This window comes from Streptomyces sp. SDr-06 (assembly GCF_003324565.1).
Classification (GTDB): Bacteria; Actinomycetota; Actinomycetes; order Streptomycetales; family Streptomycetaceae; genus Streptomyces.
In genome coordinates this window covers 18,289-34,974 of record NZ_QOLA01000019.1, presented here as the reverse complement: position 1 = coordinate 34,974, position 16,686 = coordinate 18,289, and the positions used below count along the sequence as shown (strand labels likewise).

Genomic DNA, 16,686 nt, shown 5'->3' with positions numbered 1-16,686 from the left:
GATCAAGCATCCCAGAGGGCCCCCAGGGTCAGGAGTTCGCTGCGGTACTCGATGCGCTCGGCCCACTCCTTGGGCCAGGCCGCCGCCCCCAGGTGGGCGCCCGCGAACGCGCCGGCCAGGCAGGCGATGGAGTCCGAGTCGCCCTGGGTGCAGGCCGCGCGGCGCAGGGCCGTGAGGGGCTCGTCGGGGAAGAGCAGGAAGCAGAGCAGGGCCGTGGCGAAGGCCTCCTCCGCGATCCACCCGTCGCCGGTCTCCAGGCAGGGGTCGGTCTCGGGCGAGGGGGTGCGGAGCGCCTTGAGCACCCGGTCGAGCGCGTCCAGGCACTCGTCCCAGCCGCGTGCGATGAAGTGGCCGGGGGTCGGGTCCTGCGCACGCGTCCACAGGTCGCCGAGCCAGCGCTCGTGGTAGCGGACCCGGTTCTCGTACGCGTACGAGCGCAGCTGGCCGACCAGGCCCATCGGGTCCGCGCCCTGGGCGAGCAGGTACACGGCCCGCGCGGTGAGGTCGGAGGCGGCGAGCGCGGTGGGGTGGCCGTGGGTGAGCGCGGACTGCAACTGGGCGGCGCCCGCGCGCTGTTCCTCGCTGAGCCCCGGCACCAGGCCGACCGGCGCGACCCGCATGTTGGCGCCGCAGCCCTTGGAGCCGAGCTGGCTCGCCTCCTGCCACACAAGGCCGCTGTCCAGCTTGGCGCACGCCACCAGGCAGGTGCGGCCGGGGGCGCGGTTGTTCTCGGGCGAGTGGTACCAGTCGACGAACTCCTCGCGGACGGGCCCTTCGAGCCGGGCCGGGCCGAGCAGTCCGCTGTCCATGGCGGTGCGGATGCCGCGGCCGAGGGCGAGCGTCATCTGGGTGTCGTCGGTGACGAACGCGGGGCTCGGCAGCGCCATCTCGCGCCACGGCCCGCACTTGGTGAGGATCGCGGGCACGTCGTTGAACTCGGTCGGGAAGCCGAGGGCGTCCCCCAGCGCGAGCCCGATCAAGGCACCGGTCGCCGTCTGTTTCGCAGCACGGTTCATGTCTGTCGTCCCTCCGGGCGCATCAGGGGCGGGTGCAGCGCGGTGGCGGGTCCCGCCCGGTAGAGCGCGGCCGGTTTGCCCCGGCCGCCGGTCAGCCGCGAGGCGCCGGTCACCTGCTCGACGAAGCCGGGCGTGGCCAGGACCTTGCGGCGGAAGTTGGGGCGGTCCAGGGCGGTGCCCCAGACCGTCTCGTACACCTGCCGCAGCTCGCCGAGGGTGAACTCGGGCGGGCAGAACGACGTGGCGAGGCAGGAGTACTCCAGCTTGGCGCCGACGCGCTCGTGGGCGTCGGCGAGGATGTCGGCGTGGTCGAAGGCGAGGTCGCCGTACGAGCCGAAGGGAACCCACTCGGCGTGCGCCGCGTCGCCGCCGCCGCGCGGCTCGGGCAGATCGGGCACGAGCGCGGTGTAGGCGACCGACACGACCCGCATACGGGGGTCGCGGTCCGGCTCGCTGTAGGTGCGCAGCTGTTCCAGGTGCAGCCGGGCCACGACGTCGTCCGCGAGCCCGGTCTCCTCGGCCAGTTCGCGCCGGGCCGCGAGCTCGGCGGACTCGCGCGGCAGCACGAAGCCGCCCGGCAGCGCCCAGGCTCCCGCGTACGGCTCCTGGCCGCGCCGGATGAGCAGCGCGTGCAGGGCACCCTCGCGGACCGTGAAGACGGCCAGGTCCACGGTGACGGCGAACGGCTCGAAGGCGTACGGGTCGTACCCCTCGGGCGCCTTGTCCCGCGGCCCCCGGGCGCCCCCCTCCCGGGCCCGGGGGCCGACGGTGGTCATCGTCGCTCCGGCAGCGGGTCGGCGAGGTCCCAGCCCCGGTCGAGCAGCGCGTCCACAGCGGCGACGGCGGCATCGAGCCGTTCCTCGTGTGCCCCGTGCAGCTCGATGAACTCCCTTTTGGTACGGATCAGTTCGGCCCGGAACCGGTCGGTCATCCAGGGCCGCAGCTCCTCCCCGTCGCGCAGCCCGTCGTCCTCGAAGGGCACCCCCTCGTGGCCGGTGAGCAGCCACAGGTGGTGGGCCGCGGCCCGGTCGGCGACGGCTTCGACGCGCGGGCTGCGGCGGCCCAGGTAGCGCTCGTGCCACACGGTGGTGGCGAAGGAGTCGGTGTCGCAGAACAGCACGGGCGAGCCGAGGCCCGCGGCCCGGTTCTCGCGTTCGTTCTGCCGCTCGGCGATCACCGGGAACTCGTCCGAGCCGAACTCGACGTCCTCCCACTGGGCCTGCGGGCAGCGCGAGCGCAGCGCGGCCAGCTTGCCCTCGCTGTACTCCCGCCCGTACTCCGCGACCCACCGGGTGCGCGCCCACACGCTGCCGCGCGCGCGGTAGTGCTCGGCGAGCGCGCGGGCCATCGTGGTGGTGCCGGTCGACTCGGCGCCGAGCACGACCACGCGCCGGGCCAGCCAGGCCTTGACCGGCGCTTCGAGGAAGTCCCAGCTGCCCACCGGGTCCTTGCGCACGGCCGTGCCGGAGACCGGGAACAGGGTGCGGTCGAGGTCGACGAGGACGTGCTCGGCGCCGAAGCGGCGGGCGAGTTCGTCGCCGTACGACTCGGAGGTGAAGACCGCGTCGACGCGCTCGGGGACCGCGCCCCTGAAGACGGCCAGGTGGGCGTCCCAGATGGCGGGGTCGTTCAGGTCCATCTCGATGTCGTCGACCGCGCCCACCACCCGCGCGTCCGGATGCGCCGCGCGCATCCACTGGACCCGCTCGGCCAGCGGGATCGTCTCGACGGAGGCCGCACAGACCAGCACGGTGAGCCGCTCGCAGCGGTCGGCGGCGGTGCGCACCAGGTGGTGGTGGCCGGCGTGCGGCGGGTAGAACTTGCCGAGGACCAGGCCGTGTTCGTACGTCTTCATGCCGCCACCTCCGCGAGGCGGGCCGGGCGGGCGGCGAGCTCGCGCCGCCAGCCGCGCAGTCCGATCAGGCACAGGGTCAGGAATCCGGCGTACAGGAGCGAGGTCAGGTAGAGCTCCTTGTAGGCGTAGAGCGGGATGTAGACCACGTCCGCCGCGATCCACAGCCACCAGGACTCGACGAGCTTGACGCACTGCCCGTACGTCGCCGTGAGCGAGAGCGCGGTGGTCAGCGCGTCCCAGAACGGGACGGTCGAATCGGTGGCCGCGCCGAGCAGGAAGGTGAGCGCGACGGTCCCCACCGCCCCCGCCGCGAGCAGCCACCGCCACTCGGTGCGGGTCGTCCGCCGGACCGCGAGCGCGCCGGGACCTGATCCACCCCCGTGGGCCCAGGTCCACCAGCCGTATGCGGCGAGGGCGATGAAGACGACCTGGAGTCCGGCGTCGGCGTACAGGCCGGACCGGAGGAACAGCGCGATGAAGAGCGCGTTGTTGGCGAGTCCCACCGGCCAGTTGGCGATGTGCTGCCGGGCCACCAGCCAGACGCACAGCGCGCCGGTCGCGAAGCCGAGGATCTCGGTCCAGGTGAGGCTCACGCCCCCACCTCCTTAATGGTCACTGTGACTATAAAGGTGTTCGGGCGGCCGCACAAGGTTGCGGAAGGGCGCGGACGCGGAAGAGCCCGGCTCCCGTGCGACACGGGAACCGGGCTCCTCCCAGCGGGAGTTGGCCGGGGCCTTTACAGGTCGACCTCGCGCATCAGCATGCCGACCTCGGTGTTGGTGAGGCGGCGCAGCCAGCCGGACTTCTGGTCGCCGAGCCCGATCGGGCCGAAGGCGACGCGCACCAGCTTCTCGACCGGGAAGCCGGCCTCCGCCATCATGCGGCGCACGATGTGCTTGCGGCCCTCGTGCAGCTCGATCTCGACGAGGTAGTTCTTGCCGGTCTGCTGGACGACCCGGAAGGCGTCGGCCCGCGCGTAGCCGTCCTCCAGCTGGATGCCCTCCTTGAGCCGCTTGCCGATCTCGCGCGGCAGCGGGCCCGTGATGGCGGCCAGGTAGGTCTTCTTCACGCCGTACTTGGGGTGGGTCAGACGGTGGGCCAGCTCGCCGTGGTTGGTGAGCAGGATGATGCCCTCGGTCTCGGTGTCGAGCCGGCCGACGTGGAAGAGCCGGGTCTCGCGGTTGGTGACGTAGTCACCGAGGCACTGGCGGCCGTCCGGGTCCTCCATGGTGGAGACGACGCCGGCCGGCTTGTTCAGCGCGAAGAACAGGTACGACTGGGTGGCGACGGTGAGGCCGTCCACCTTGATCTCGTCCTTCTCCGGGTCGACCCGCTTGCCCTGTTCGAGCACGATCTCGCCGTTGACCTCGACGCGGGCCTGCTCGATCAGCTCCTCGCAGGCGCGGCGCGAGCCCATGCCGGCCCGTGCGAGCACCTTCTGCAGCCGCTCGCCCTCCTGCTCGGCGCCGGGGAAGGTCTTGGGCGTCTTCACGTCCGGCTTGTCCGCGTACCGGTCGCGGTTGCGCTGCTCGATCTTGGCGTCGAGCTCGCGCGGGCGGGCGGCGCCGAGGCGCTGGCCGTGCGGGCCGCGGCGCACCGGCGTTCCGCCCTGGGGCGCCTTGGGGCCGCCCTTCGCGCCGCCGCGCGCCGAGGCGCCCCGGCCGCTGCGGGGAGCGTCGGAGGAACCGCCGCCCACGTCGTAGGTGCGCTCCTCGGGACGCGGGGGCCGCTGCTTGCCGCTGCCGCTCTGGCGCGGGCCGCCGCCCTGGCGCTGGCCGTCGCGCCCGCCGCCGGCGCCGCGGTTGCCGCCCCGGCCGCCGGCGCCACCACTGCTGCTGCCGCGGCCGCCGCTGTTGCCACCACGGCTCCCGCCGTTGTTTCCGCTGCTGTTCCTGCCGCTGCTGCTTCGCATCACATTTCCGTCTTGTCGTCTGCGGGGGTTTCCGGCGCGTCGGGCGCGTCCGGATCGAACGACGGCACACCCTCCAGCGTCTCGGCTTCGATCGCGTCCGCCTCGGGGAGGAAGGGCGCGAGCTCCGGGAGCTCGTCCAGGCCGCGCAGGCCCATCCGCTCCAGAAAGTAGTTCGTCGTCCTGTACAGGATCGCACCTGTTTCGGGTTCCGTGCCCGCCTCGTCGACCAGACCCCGCTGGAGCAGGGTCCGCATGACCCCGTCGCAGTTCACCCCGCGCACCGCCGAGACCCGCGAGCGGCTCACCGGCTGGCGGTAGGCGACGACCGCGAGGGTCTCCAGGGCCGCCTGGGTGAGCCGGGCGTGCTGGCCGTCCAGGACGAAGCCCTCGACGGCGTCCGCGTACGCGGCCCGGCTGTAGAACCGCCAGCCGCCCGCCACGAGCCTCAGCTCGAATCCCCGGCCCTGGACGGTGTACTCGTCGGCCAGCTCCCGCAGGGCGTCCGCCACGGCCCGCCGCGGCCGCTCCAGGACCTTCGCGAGGTGGTCCTCGGTGGCGGGCTCGTCGACGACCATGAGGACGGCTTCCAGGGCCGGCTTCAGCTCCAGTTCCTCCGTCATGCCTTCTCCTCCGTCACCTCTCGGTCGAACTCGTCGGTCACCGTCGGCGCCCCGTCGCCCTCCCCGCCGCTCCAGCGCACCACCAGCTCGCCCAGCGCCTCGTCCTGGTCCAGGGCGACGGCCTTCTCGCGGTACAGCTCCAGGAGGGCCAGGAAGCGGGCGACGACCGTGAGGGTGTCCGGGGCGTCCTCGGCCAGCACCCGGAAGCTGACCTCCCCGGCCTCCCGCAGCCGCGCCACCACGATCTCGGCCTGCTCCCGCACCGACACCAGCGGGGCGTGGATGTGGTCGACGTACACCTGCGGCTTGGCCTTGGGCTGCATGGCCTTGACGGCCAGCTTCGCGAAGCCCTCGGCGCCGATGCTGATGACGACCTCGGGCAGCAGCTCGGCGAGATGCGGCTCCAGGCCGACGGTGCGCGGATACCGGCGCGCCTCCGTGTCGAGCCGCTCGCTGAAGATGTCCGCGATGCGCTTGTACGCGCGGTACTGGAGCAGCCGCGCGAACAGCAGGTCTCGGGCCTCCAGGAGGGCGAGGTCGGCCTCGTCCTCCACCTCGGCGGCGGGCAGCAGCCGGGCGGCCTTGAGGTCGAGCAGGGTGGCCGCGACGACGAGGAACTCGGTCGTCTGGTCCAGGTCCCAGTCCGGCCCCATGGCCCTGATGTGCGCCATGAACTCGTCGGTGACCTTGGACAGGGCGACCTCGGTGACGTCCATCCTGTGCTTGGAGATCAGTTGGAGGAGCAGATCGAAGGGCCCCTCGAAGTTGGCCAGCCGGACGGTGAACCTGCCGTCACCGGCTTGTTCGGCGGCGGGGTCGGTCCCGACGGGTGGTTCGGCGACGGGGTGGGCCTCGACGGGAGGGGGCGGGGCGGAGGAGGCACCCCCAGGCCCCCGCCCGAGCGCACGGCGAGCCCCTCGCGCGGCGGGAGCATCCGATTCGTCGGCGGAGGGCACAGGGCTTTCCAGGGGTGCGGAGCGGGCGGTACTGAGCGCGGGCGGCACGCGGCCGCACGGCGCAGGCTAACCGCTACCGCCCCCGAAGACGCCGTACGAGGATGCTCGCGTCGCCCCGGGACTCCAGGTCCGCGAGGACCACGGCGACCGCCTCGCGGACGATCCGCCCGCGGTCGACCGCCAGGCCGTGCTCGCCGCGCAGGACCAGGCGTGCGTGCTCCAGGTCCATCAGCTCCTCGGCGGAGACGTACACGGTGATCTTCTCGTCGTGCCGTTCGCGCCCGCTGGGCCGCCGGTTGGCCGCGCGCTGGCGGCGCCGCTGCTGGGCGGTGCCCGAGCCGGAGCCGCCCTGGGCGGGCGTGCGCCGGGTCTTGGCGGTCTCCGCCTCGGCGGCGGCCCGGCTGCGCGGCTCGGCCGAGCCGGAGTCCTCCTCGGCGGCGGTGTGCTCCGCCTCGGGCGCGGGCTCGGCGGCGACGGGCTCGCTCTCGCCCGCCGGGGACGGCACCCTGGCCTCGCCGTTGGCCCCTCGCCTCGGGGTGGACGGCGAGAGCGCCATCCCCCCGGTCGTACGGAACAGCTCGTCGGCCCCGGGCAGACTCACTCGGCGTGACACCGGGCGAGCACCTCCCTGGCGAGCTGACGGTAGGCGGCCGCGCCGACGGAGTTGGAGGCGTACGTCGTGATCGGCTCACCGGCGACGGTGGTCTCCGGGAAGCGCACGGTCCGGCCGATGACCGTGTGGTAGACGTGGTCGTCGAAGGCCTCGACCACGCGGGCCAGGACCTCGCGGCTGTGCACCGTGCGGGAGTCGTACATCGTGGCGAGGATGCCGTCCAACTCCAGGTCGGGGTTGAGACGTTCCTGCACCTTCTCGATCGTCTCGGTCAGCAGCGCGACACCGCGCAGCGCGAAGAACTCGCACTCCAGCGGCACGATCACCTTGTGAGCCGCCGTCAGGGCGTTCACGGTGAGCAGGCCGAGCGAGGGCTGACAGTCGATCACGATGTAGTCGTAGTCCTGCATCAGCGGCTTCAGGGCCCGCTGGAGCGTGGACTCGCGCGCGACCTCGCTCACCAGCTGCACCTCGGCGGCGGACAGGTCGATGTTGCTCGGCAGCAGGTCCATGTTCGGGACCGCGGTCTTGAGCAGCACCTCGTCGGCCGACATGCCCCGCTCCATGAGCAGGTTGTAGACGGTGAGGTCGAGTTCCATCGGGTTGACGCCGAGGCCGACCGACAGGGCACCCTGCGGGTCGAAGTCGACGAGCAGGACGCGGCGTCCGTACTCGGCGAGCGCGGCACCCAGGTTGATGGTCGACGTCGTCTTGCCCACGCCGCCCTTCTGGTTGCACATCGCGATGATCTTCGCGGGACCGTGGTCGGTCAGGGGACCCGGGATCGGGAAGTACGGCAGTGGCCGTCCGGTCGGGCCGATCCGCTCGCGGCGCTGACGGGCAGCGTCGGGGGCGAGGGTGGCCGCGTACTCGGGGTCGGGCTCGTACTCGGCGTCGGGGTCGTAGAAGTGCCCCTGGGGCACTTCGTCAAAGTCGGCGAGAGCGGCGGTCTCCCGGCCGCTCTCGTTGCCGGCCGTGGCGTTCACGTGTAGGCCGTCCATCATCCGTGGGGCTGTCGTCATGTGCTGGGTGGGGGCCATCCCCGCGTGCGTGGGAAGCAGAGTGGTTTCGGAGGTGCGGACCGCGACGGAGCCGACAGCCTCGGGCCCCGAAGGGCTCTGGCCCCGTACGGACATCCCCGCAGGGATTCCTGACTGACCACCTCCGGGAGTAAATGTCGACTCATTCACAAGTCGTCTTACCTCCTTGGACGTGACCAGGAAACTTTATCGATAGGTCAGCGTGGCACCATGCCGACGGTTGGCGACTCTATGGCGTGTCACCGGTCCGCAGCAACACAATCCGCCGGACCCGGCCCGATGTGTCGGCAATGGAACACCGCTCTGTCAAGGGCGTACGGGGACTCGCGTGCACGTTTCACCAGTGCGCGAAACGGTTAAAGGGTTACGTTCGAGGCGAGTTGAGCAAGCCCGGCGCAGGGGGGCGGAAGTGTCGCGATACACATCCGGCCGGACCTTGGTCGACAAGGTCCGGCCGGATGTACGAGGTTGACGGTCCGGGTTGACGGACCGGCGGCTGCCCTAGCCGAGGAGCGAGTTCAGCTCGACCTGCTCCAGGCCGTGCGCCTCTGCGACCGGGCCGTAAACGACCTGGCCGTCATGGGTGTTGAGGCCGAGGGCGAGCGCGGCGTCGCGGCGCAGCGCCTCGACCCAGCCGTTGTTCGCCAGCGACACGATGTAGGGCAGCGTGGCGTTGGTGAGGGCGTAGGTGGAGGTGTTCGGCACCGCGCCCGGCATGTTGGCGACGCAGTAGAAGACCGAGTTGTGGACCATGAAGGTCGGCTCGGCGTGGGTGGTCGGACGCGAGTCCTCGAAGCAGCCGCCCTGGTCGATCGCAATGTCGACAAGGACACTTCCGGGCTTCATCTTGGCGACGAGCTCGTTGGTGACCAGCTTCGGGGCCTTGGCGCCCGGGATGAGCACCGCGCCGATGACGAGGTCGGCCTCGATGACGGCCTTCTCCAGCTCGTAGGCGTTGGAGACGATCGTCTGCACCTTGGTGCCGAAGATCTTGTCGGCCTCGCGGAGCTTGTTGATGTCCTTGTCGAGCAGGGTCACGTGGAAGCCCATGCCGACGGCGATCTGGGCGGCGTTCCAGCCGGAGACGCCACCGCCGATGACGACGGCGCGACCGGCGTGGGTGCCGGGGACGCCGCCGGGCAGCACGCCGCGGCCGCCGGCCGAGCGCATCAGGTGGTAGGCGCCGACCTGCGGGGCGAGCCGGCCCGCGACCTCGGACATCGGGGCGAGCAGCGGCAGCTGGCGGTTGGCCGTCTCGACGGTCTCGTACGCGATCGCGGTGGTGCCGGACTCCAGCAGGGCGTCCGTGCACTCGCGGGAGGCGGCGAGGTGCAGGTAGGTGAAGAGTGTCTGGTCCTTGCGGAGGCGGTGGTACTCCTCCGCGATGGGCTCCTTCACCTTGAGCAGCAGGTCGGCGGTGGCCCAGACCTCGTCGGCGCTGCCGAGGATCTCCGCACCGGCGGAGACGTACTCGGCGTCCGTGATCGAGGAGCCGACGCCGGCGTTCTGCTCGACGAAGACCTGGTGGCCGTGGCGTACGAGCTCGTGCACACCGGCGGGGGTGATGGCCACCCGGAACTCGTTGTTCTTGACCTCGCGGGGGATACCGACCTTCACGTCGATCACGGTCCTTGGCTCAGGGGAAAACGGGGGCAATGCGATACATACCCGGACGCAAGGAGGCGCACCGGGAGACACCGCAGGAAGTTGCGGCGGAGCCAGTCTAATGAAGGTTTTCCAGCTGTCTACCCTTACAAAGCTTTAATCTTTGGCCGAAGCACTGCGGATTTCGCAGGCCTCATGGCCTTGACGGCTCATCTTCCAGCAATCTGTCGGCCGTGGCCCGGTGGATCCGCGCCGCGGTGGGGTCGCCGAGCCGGTCCAGGGTGTCGGCGAGCCGGAGCTGGAGCGCGGCCTGGAGACGCAGATCACCGGCCCTGCGGGCGAACTCCACCGCCTCGCGGCAGGTGCGCAGCGACTCCTCGGGGCGCCCGGCGTACTCCTGGACCCGGGCCGCCTCGCTCAACGCCCTTGCCTGGCCCGGGAGATCGCCGAGCCGCCGGTATCCGGCCACCGCGGCGCGCCAGCAGCGCAGCGCCTCGCCGTAGCGGCCCGCGTAGGTGTGCACGGTGGCGAGCCGCCCGTACAGCCGGGCCTCGTCCGCCCGCTCGCCGCGCGCGAGCCGCTGGGACAGGGCCCGCCCGTACCAGTCGGAGGCCCGCTGCCAGTCCCCCAGCTCCTGGTGGGCGCCGCCTACGGATTCCATCGCGCGGCCGGTCGCGTAGGGGTCGCCCGCCGCGCGGCCGGCGTCCAGGGCGGCCCGGTAGCGGGCCAGCGCCTCGGCGGTCCGCCCGGTCCCCGCGTCGAGGTCTCCCAGGTTGAGCAGGGCCGCGGCCTTCTCGCGGTGCAGGTCGCGCCGGTCGGCGACGTCGAGGACGAGCTGGTGCAGCCCGTACAGCTCGGGAGCCGCCGCCTCGGCGCCCTGGTGTGCGGCGAGCGCCCGCACCAGCGCGGCCACCAGGCGCCGGGCCAGGGTATCGAGCTCGCCGTCCTCCACCGCGAGCCGGGCGGAGGCGAGCAGCGCGGGCCGGCGCCCGCGCAGCCAGGCCTCGGCCACCGCCGCGCCGGGGAAGCGCAGGGCGCGCGGGAGGCCCGCGAGCTTGCGGCGGGCGGGCGAGCCCTCCGGCTCGGCGACCGCCCGGCAGGACTGGAGCAGCCGCACGGTCCGCTCCAGCATCCGGGCCCGGGCCAGCTCGATCTCGCCGGGCCGGTCCACGGCCTCGCACAGCGTGCGCAGCAGCGGAGCGAGGGCGCCGGGCACCCGGTACTGCTCGGGCGCGGCCGGGTCGCACCGCAGCAGTCCGTACGCCAGGAAGTCGGCCAGCGCCGCCTGGGCGCCCGAGACCGAGCAGCCCGCCAGCGCGGAGGCGGTGTGCGCGTCGGCGATCCCGGCGGGGGCGAGCGACAGCAGTCGCAGTATCCGCGCGGCCGGCTGCGAGAGGGACTCGTACACGAGGCGGAAGGAACGCGCCAACGGGCGTGCCGCGCTGGGGAGTTCGGCCCCTACCTCGGACATGGCGCGCAGTTGTTTGGCCACGTCGGAGACGGCGGCCTTGGGGCGGGCCGCGAGCCAGCCGCCGACCAGGACGAGGGCCGCGGGCTGTCCGCCGCACGCCTCCACGAGCATCTCGGCGGCGCGCGGGTCGACCGTGACCCGGACCGCGCCGGTGAAGCCCTCCAGGAGCTCGACGGCCGACTTGACGTCGAGACCGCCCAGCGTGCAGGGGCGGACGTCGGGGATTCCGGTGAGCGGGCCCTGGGCGGTGGCCACGACCAGGCTCTCCGAGGTGTCGGGCAGGAGCGGGCCGACCTGCTCGGCGTCGGCCGCGTCGTCGAGCAGCACGATCGCCCGGCGGCCCGCGAGCGCCCCGCGGACCAGCTCGGTCAGCTCGTCCTGGCCGGCCCCGGGCGGCACCGGGACATCCAGCGCCTCCAACAGGTCCCTGGCGACCCGGTCGGCCGGGACACGCGCCCCGCCGGGCTCGGTGAGCGACGCCCGCAGCACCCCGTCCGGATAGTCGTCGGCCACCTGGCGGGCGAGTTCGGCGGCGAGCGCGGTGCGTCCCGATCCGGGCCGGCCGGCGATCAGCAGGACCCTGGCGCGGGGCGACTTCTTGCCTGACAGGGTGTCAAGTCCGGCCCGTTCGATGTCGGCCCGTAGCTCCTTCAACTCCCGCTGCCTGCCCAGGAATTGCCCGGTACGCTGCCCGGCGGCAGCCCCGCCCACGTCCACCGCCTGATCCGTCACGGGCCACGCTCCGTCCGCCTGAGCACCTGGAGACCGTGCGGGTCTCCGCACGGGCAGTCCGAGCGTAGTTCACCCTTCGTGACCGTTTGGGCGGAGCAGGGCCCACTTTCGCCCGATGTCGCCCGATCGGATCAGCCGATTGTCAGATCGGTCGGCGCGGGGCGGGAAAAGACGGGGCCCGTCCCCCGCGGGCGGGGCTCACTCCTCGAACGGCCGGGCCGGCCAGGGCGCCCCGGCCGGGCGCAGGGAGTCGACGCCGTCGCCCCGCAGCACCGCGGCCAGCGCGAGCGCGCCGACCACCAGACAGGTGTTGTGCAGCTCCCCCGCGAGCGCGCCCCGGACGAGATCGTCCAGCGGCACCCGGGCCAGCTCCATGTCGGCCTCCTCCTCGGAGACCTCGAAGCGCTCGCCCTCCGCCTCGGACAGGTCCTGGGCCAGGAAGATCCGTACCGCCTCGTCGCTGCCGCCGGGGCTCGGGTACACATCGGTCAGGACGTGCCACTGTCCGGCCTTGACGTGCGCCTCCTCGTACAGCTCGCGCTCGGCGGCGTGCAGCGGGTTCTCGCCGGGCACGTCCAGGAGCCCGGCCGGGATCTCCCAGAGCTTGTGGCGCACGGGGTGGCGGTACTGGCGCAGCACCAGGACGCGGCCCTCGTCGTCCAGCGCCACGACCGCCACGGAGCCGGGGTGGAGCTGGTAGTCCCGCTGGTGCACCGAGCCGTCGGGCATCACGACGTCGTCCGTGCGCACCCCGGTCTTGTGACCGGTGAAGGGGGTGGCGGTCGCCACGATCTGCCAGTTCTCGGCGGTGTCCTCGATGGCCATGACGGCGTCCTCCCACAGTGCGCACCAACAGAAAAACAAAAAACCGGGGCACGGGCCCCCTGATGAGGACCCGTACCCCGGCGACGACTGGGTTCTCCCCTGATCGAGCCTAGTCGAGAGGCCGGGGAATCCCGCGACTACGCGACCGGCTTGCCCGTCTTGCGCTCGACGGCGGCCTTGACCAGGCCCGCGAAGAGCGGGTGCGGACGCGTCGGGCGCGAGCGCAGCTCCGGGTGCGCCTGGGTGGCGACCAGGTAGGGGTGCACCTCGCGCGGGTACTCGACGTACTCGACGAGCTTGTTGTCCGGGGACGTGCCCGAGAAGACGATGCCCGCCTTCTTCTCCAGCTCCGCGCGGTAGGTGTTGTTCACCTCGTAGCGGTGGCGGTGGCGCTCCTCGACGTAGGGCTGGTCGTCGTAGACCTCGCGGACGATGGAGCCCTCGGCGAGCTTCGCCGGGTACAGGCCGAGCCGCATCGTGCCACCCAGGTCGCCCGCGCCCTCGACGTAGGCCAGCTGCTCCTCCATCGTCGAGATGACGGGGTGGGCGGTGGCGGCGTCGAACTCGGTGGAGTTGGCGTCCGGGATCCCGGCCAGGTTGCGCGCCGCCTCGATGACGATGCACTGCAGGCCCAGGCAGATGCCGAGCAGCGGCACCTTGTTCTCGCGGGCGTACTGGATCGCGCCGATCTTGCCGTTCACGCCGCGGTCGCCGAAGCCGCCGGGCACCAGGATCGCGTCCACGTCGCCGAGGTGCTTCTTGGCGCCGGCCGGGGTCTTGCAGTCGTCCGAGGTGACCCACTTGACCTTGACGCGGGCCTTGTTGGCGAACCCGCCCGCGCGCATGGCCTCGGTGATGGAGAGGTAGGCGTCGGGCAGGTCGATGTACTTGCCGACCAGCGCGACGGTGACCTCGTGCAGCGGGTTGTGGACCCGGTCGAGCAGGTCGTCCCACTGCGTCCAGTCCACGTCGCGGAACGGCAGGTCCAGCTTGCGGACGACGTAGGCGTCCAGGCCCTCGGTGTGGAGCACCTTGGGGATGTCGTAGATCGACTTGGCGTCGATGGCGGCGACCACGGCGGCCTCGTCCACGTCGCACATCAGCGAGATCTTGCGCTTGATGGACAGCGGCACCTCGCGGTCGGCGCGCAGCACGATCGCGTCGGGCTGGATGCCGATGTTGCGCAGGGCGGCGACCGAGTGCTGGGTCGGCTTGGTCTTCAGCTCGCCAGAGGGGCCGATGTAGGGCAGCAGCGAGATGTGCACGACGAAGACGTTGTCGCGGCCGACCTCGTGGCGGACCTGACGGACGGTCTCCAGGAACGGCAGCGATTCGATGTCGCCGACCGTGCCGCCGACCTCGGTGATGACGACGTCCACGTCGTCGGTCGCCATGCGGCGGATGCGGTGCTTGATCTCGTTGGTGATGTGCGGGATGACCTGCACCGTGTCGCCGAGGTACTCGCCGCGCCGCTCCTTGGCGATGACCTGCGAGTAGACCTGGCCGGTGGTCACGTTGGCCGAGCCGTCGAGGTCGACGTCGAGGAAGCGCTCGTAGTGGCCGATGTCCAGGTCGGTCTCGGCGCCGTCGTTGGTGACGAACACCTCGCCGTGCTGGAACGGGTTCATCGTGCCCGGGTCGACGTTCAGGTACGGGTCGAGCTTCTGCATCGTGACCCGAAGGCCCCGCGCCTTGAGGAGCGCACCCAGGCTGGAGGCAGTCAGACCCTTGCCGAGGGAAGAGGCGACACCCCCGGTGACGAAGATGTGCTTGGTCGTCGTGGCTGCGCTGTTGCGCGAAGCCGTGGGCTGCATGGCCAAGAGGGGGCTCCCGTGGTCGCTGTGTGGAGTGCGTGCCGGTCACCCTGTGTGGATCTCGTGCGAGATTCCGGGGGGTGCCGTCGCTGCGGTTCGGGGCTTTTTTCAGCACCCGGCCACGGGCTACCAGGGTATCAGCGACAGCGGGAGACCGCGTCCGGCCACGCTCTGTGTGCGGCCGGACAGCACTGCGTGCAAGGCTCACCCATTCGGCCCAATGGCGTTCAAGGAAGGCTCCAGCGGATCACTGGGGTGCGTCGTATCCTGCTCGGACACTCGCTTGCCGAGCCTCCTGGTAGCACGGCACCACCCCGTCCGTCACCCGGAACATGCGCTCGTTGGCGAACCCTTGACCGCTGTCGCTGTAAGCGCCCCCAGGGGGCGGACGTGGCCGTTCGACTGGAGATTGCACGTGGCCGGGCGCATCGAGGATTACGCACTCATCGGAGACATGCAGACCGCCGCACTGGTCTGCAGGGACGGCACCGTGGACTGGCTCTGCCTGCCCCGCTTCGACTCGCACGCCGTCTTCGCCGGACTGCTCGGCACCGAGGAACACGGTTTCTGGCGGGTCGGTCCGGCGTACGGCACCGACGACCCACCCCCGACGGCCGACCGCCGCCGCTATCGGGGCGACTCCCTCGTCCTGGAATCGGAGTGGGACACCCCGCGCGGCACGGTCCGGGTGACCGACTTCATGCCGCCGCGTGACGGCGCCCCGCAGCTGATCCGCATCGTGGAAGGCGTCACCGGCCGGGTGCCGATGCGCTCCACCCTGCGCATGCGCTTCAGTTACGGGCGGATCACCCCCTGGGTGCACAAGGTCGACACGCGCACGGTCGCGGTCGCGGGCCCGGACTCGGTGTGGCTGGACACCGAGGCGGAGACGTACGGCAAGAACCTCACGACGTACTCCGACTTCACCGTCTCCCCCGGCGAGCGGGTGGCGTTCACCATCAGCTGGCAGCCCTCGCACCGGGAGCCGCCCGCGCTGCCCGAGCCCGAGGCGTCCCTGGTGGCGACCGAGGACTTCTGGCGGGAGTGGGTCGACCACTGCACCTACCACGGGCCCTACCGCGAGGCCGTGGTCCGCTCCCTGATCACCCTGAAGGCGCTCACCTACGCCCCGACCGGCGGCATCGTGGCCGCGCCCACGACCTCGCTGCCCGAGCACATCGGCGGCGAGCGCAACTGGGACTACCGCTACACCTGGCTGCGGGACGCCGCGATCACCCTGTCCTCGCTGCTGCGCACCGGCTACCGCGAGGAGGCCCGCGCCTGGCGCGAGTGGCTCCTGCGCTCGGTCGCGGGAGACCCCGAGAACCTCCAGATCATGTACGGGATCGCGGGCGAGCGGGAGCTCGGCGAGACGGAGCTCGACTGGCTGCCCGGGTACGAGAACTCGACGCCGGTGCGGGCCGGCAACGGCGCCGCCCACCAGCTCCAGCTCGACGTGTACGGCGAGGTCACCGAGGCGCTCCACCTGGCGCACATGACGGGCCTGGCCCGCAACGACTACGCCTCCCTGCTCCAGCTCAAGCTGATCCGCTATCTGGAGAGCCACTGGGACCAGCCCGACGAGGGCATCTGGGAGGTGCGCGGGCCGCGCCGCCACTTCGTGCACTCCAAGGTGATGGCCTGGGTCGCGGTCGACCGCACGATCAAGCTGATCGAGTCCGGCGACGCGGACGGCCCGCTCGACAAGTGGCGCCAGCTGCGCGACGACATCCACCGGGACGTCTGCGAGAAGGGCTACGACAAGGAACGCAACACCTTCACGCAGTCCTACGGCTCGAAGGAACTGGACGCGTCACTGCTGCTCATCCCGCAGATGGGCTTCCTGCCCCCGGACGACAAGCGCGTGATCGGCACCATCGAGGCGATCCAGCGCGAGCTGTCCACACCGGACGGGTTCATCCTGCGCTACCCGACCACGGGCGGTGACGAGGACAACCTGGACGGCCTCCTGGGCGAGGAAGGCGCGTTCCTGGCCTGCTCGTTCTGGCTGGCGGACGACCTCGCGATGATCGGCCGGGTCGACGAGGCCCGCAAGCTCTTCGAGAAGCTCCTCGCCCTGCGCAACGACCTGGGCCTGCTCGCCGAGGAGTGGGATCCGCACCTCCAGCGTCAGGTCGGCAACTTCCCGCAGGCCTTCAGCCACGTTCCGCTGATCGACACGGCGCTGCGGCTGACCGCTTCGGGCGCGTACGGCGGCTGAGGGCGG

At 71.8% G+C, this 16,686-nt stretch carries 14 protein-coding genes; 1 reads left to right on the top strand and 13 read right to left on the bottom strand.

Features of this window, described 5'->3' with window-relative positions; translation table 11 throughout:
- Nucleotides 1–2 precede the first annotated feature (2 nt).
- The 13 genes from DT019_RS29530 to DT019_RS29470 form a co-directional block, all read right to left on the bottom strand.
- Nucleotides 3–1,016 carry an ADP-ribosylglycohydrolase family protein gene (locus DT019_RS29530; RefSeq protein WP_114040008.1) on the bottom strand — a complete coding sequence of 338 codons (1,014 nt, stop codon included), beginning with the start codon at nt 1,014–1,016 and terminating at the stop codon, nt 3–5.
- Nucleotides 1,013–1,792 carry an NUDIX hydrolase gene (locus DT019_RS29525; RefSeq protein ID WP_114040007.1) on the bottom strand — a complete coding sequence of 260 codons (780 nt, stop codon included), beginning with the start codon at nt 1,790–1,792 and terminating at the stop codon, nt 1,013–1,015. The genes DT019_RS29530 and DT019_RS29525 overlap by 4 nt, the downstream gene beginning before the upstream one ends.
- A complete protein-coding gene (locus DT019_RS29520; RefSeq protein ID WP_114040006.1) occupies nt 1,789–2,871 on the bottom strand; it encodes an AAA family ATPase in 1,083 nt (360 codons plus the stop codon). Before DT019_RS29520 ends, DT019_RS29525 begins: the two co-directional genes overlap by 4 nt.
- Nucleotides 2,868–3,464 carry a nicotinamide riboside transporter PnuC gene (gene pnuC, locus DT019_RS29515; RefSeq protein WP_114040005.1) on the bottom strand — a complete coding sequence of 199 codons (597 nt, stop codon included), beginning with the start codon at nt 3,462–3,464 and terminating at the stop codon, nt 2,868–2,870. The genes DT019_RS29520 and pnuC overlap by 4 nt, the downstream gene beginning before the upstream one ends.
- Before the next feature lie 143 nt (nt 3,465–3,607).
- Complete coding sequence (locus DT019_RS29510) at nt 3,608–4,783, bottom strand: pseudouridine synthase (RefSeq protein ID WP_114040004.1); 1,176 nt, start codon at nt 4,781–4,783, stop codon at nt 3,608–3,610.
- Nucleotides 4,783–5,403 carry an SMC-Scp complex subunit ScpB gene (scpB, locus tag DT019_RS29505; protein ID WP_114040003.1) on the bottom strand — a complete coding sequence of 207 codons (621 nt, stop codon included), beginning with the start codon at nt 5,401–5,403 and terminating at the stop codon, nt 4,783–4,785. Before scpB ends, DT019_RS29510 begins: the two co-directional genes overlap by 1 nt.
- Nucleotides 5,400–6,359 carry a segregation and condensation protein A gene (locus DT019_RS29500; protein ID WP_114040002.1) on the bottom strand — a complete coding sequence of 320 codons (960 nt, stop codon included), beginning with the start codon at nt 6,357–6,359 and terminating at the stop codon, nt 5,400–5,402. The genes scpB and DT019_RS29500 overlap by 4 nt, the downstream gene beginning before the upstream one ends.
- Nucleotides 6,360–6,432: 73 nt before the next feature.
- Complete coding sequence (locus DT019_RS29495; protein ID WP_114040001.1) at nt 6,433–6,972, bottom strand: hypothetical protein; 540 nt, start codon at nt 6,970–6,972, stop codon at nt 6,433–6,435.
- On the bottom strand, nt 6,957–8,108 hold the full coding sequence (locus DT019_RS29490) for a ParA family protein (RefSeq protein WP_114040000.1): 1,152 nt from the start codon (nt 8,106–8,108) through the stop codon (nt 6,957–6,959). Before DT019_RS29490 ends, DT019_RS29495 begins: the two co-directional genes overlap by 16 nt.
- Nucleotides 8,109–8,513: 405 nt before the next feature.
- Nucleotides 8,514–9,629, bottom strand: coding sequence for an alanine dehydrogenase (gene ald, locus DT019_RS29485; RefSeq protein ID WP_114040112.1), 1,116 nt, complete (start codon nt 9,627–9,629; stop codon nt 8,514–8,516).
- 181 nt (nt 9,630–9,810) lie between these two features.
- Entirely contained in the window at nt 9,811–11,820 is a 2,010-nt protein-coding gene (locus DT019_RS29480) for a tetratricopeptide repeat protein (protein WP_114039999.1), read from the bottom strand.
- A gap of 198 nt (nt 11,821–12,018) precedes the next feature.
- Nucleotides 12,019–12,645, bottom strand: a complete 627-nt coding sequence (locus DT019_RS29475; RefSeq protein ID WP_114039998.1) for an NUDIX domain-containing protein — start codon at nt 12,643–12,645, stop codon at nt 12,019–12,021.
- Between the two features lie 137 nt (nt 12,646–12,782).
- Nucleotides 12,783–14,459: a CTP synthase gene (locus DT019_RS29470; RefSeq protein ID WP_114039997.1), complete on the bottom strand. Its 1,677-nt coding sequence runs from the start codon at nt 14,457–14,459 to the stop codon at nt 12,783–12,785.
- 415 nt (nt 14,460–14,874) lie between these two features.
- On the opposite strand from DT019_RS29470, the gene DT019_RS29465 reads away from it, so the two are divergent.
- Entirely contained in the window at nt 14,875–16,680 is a 1,806-nt protein-coding gene (locus DT019_RS29465) for a glycoside hydrolase family 15 protein (protein ID WP_189390042.1), read from the top strand.
- The last annotated feature ends 6 nt before the right edge of the window (nt 16,681–16,686 follow it).

Coding starts and splice junctions, on each gene's coding strand:
- DT019_RS29530 (WP_114040008.1), bottom strand. CDS start 1,016: ATGAACCGTGCTGCGAAACAGACGGCGACCGGTGCCTTGATCGGGCTC.
- DT019_RS29525 (WP_114040007.1), bottom strand. CDS start 1,792: ATGACCACCGTCGGCCCCCGGGCCCGGGAGGGGGGCGCCCGGGGGCCG.
- DT019_RS29520 (WP_114040006.1), bottom strand. CDS start 2,871: ATGAAGACGTACGAACACGGCCTGGTCCTCGGCAAGTTCTACCCGCCG.
- DT019_RS29510 (WP_114040004.1), bottom strand. CDS start 4,783: ATGCGAAGCAGCAGCGGCAGGAACAGCAGCGGAAACAACGGCGGGAGC.
- scpB (WP_114040003.1), bottom strand. CDS start 5,403: ATGACGGAGGAACTGGAGCTGAAGCCGGCCCTGGAAGCCGTCCTCATG.
- DT019_RS29490 (WP_114040000.1), bottom strand. CDS start 8,108: ATGTCCGTACGGGGCCAGAGCCCTTCGGGGCCCGAGGCTGTCGGCTCC.
- DT019_RS29475 (WP_114039998.1), bottom strand. CDS start 12,645: ATGGCCATCGAGGACACCGCCGAGAACTGGCAGATCGTGGCGACCGCC.
- DT019_RS29470 (WP_114039997.1), bottom strand. CDS start 14,459: ATGCAGCCCACGGCTTCGCGCAACAGCGCAGCCACGACGACCAAGCAC.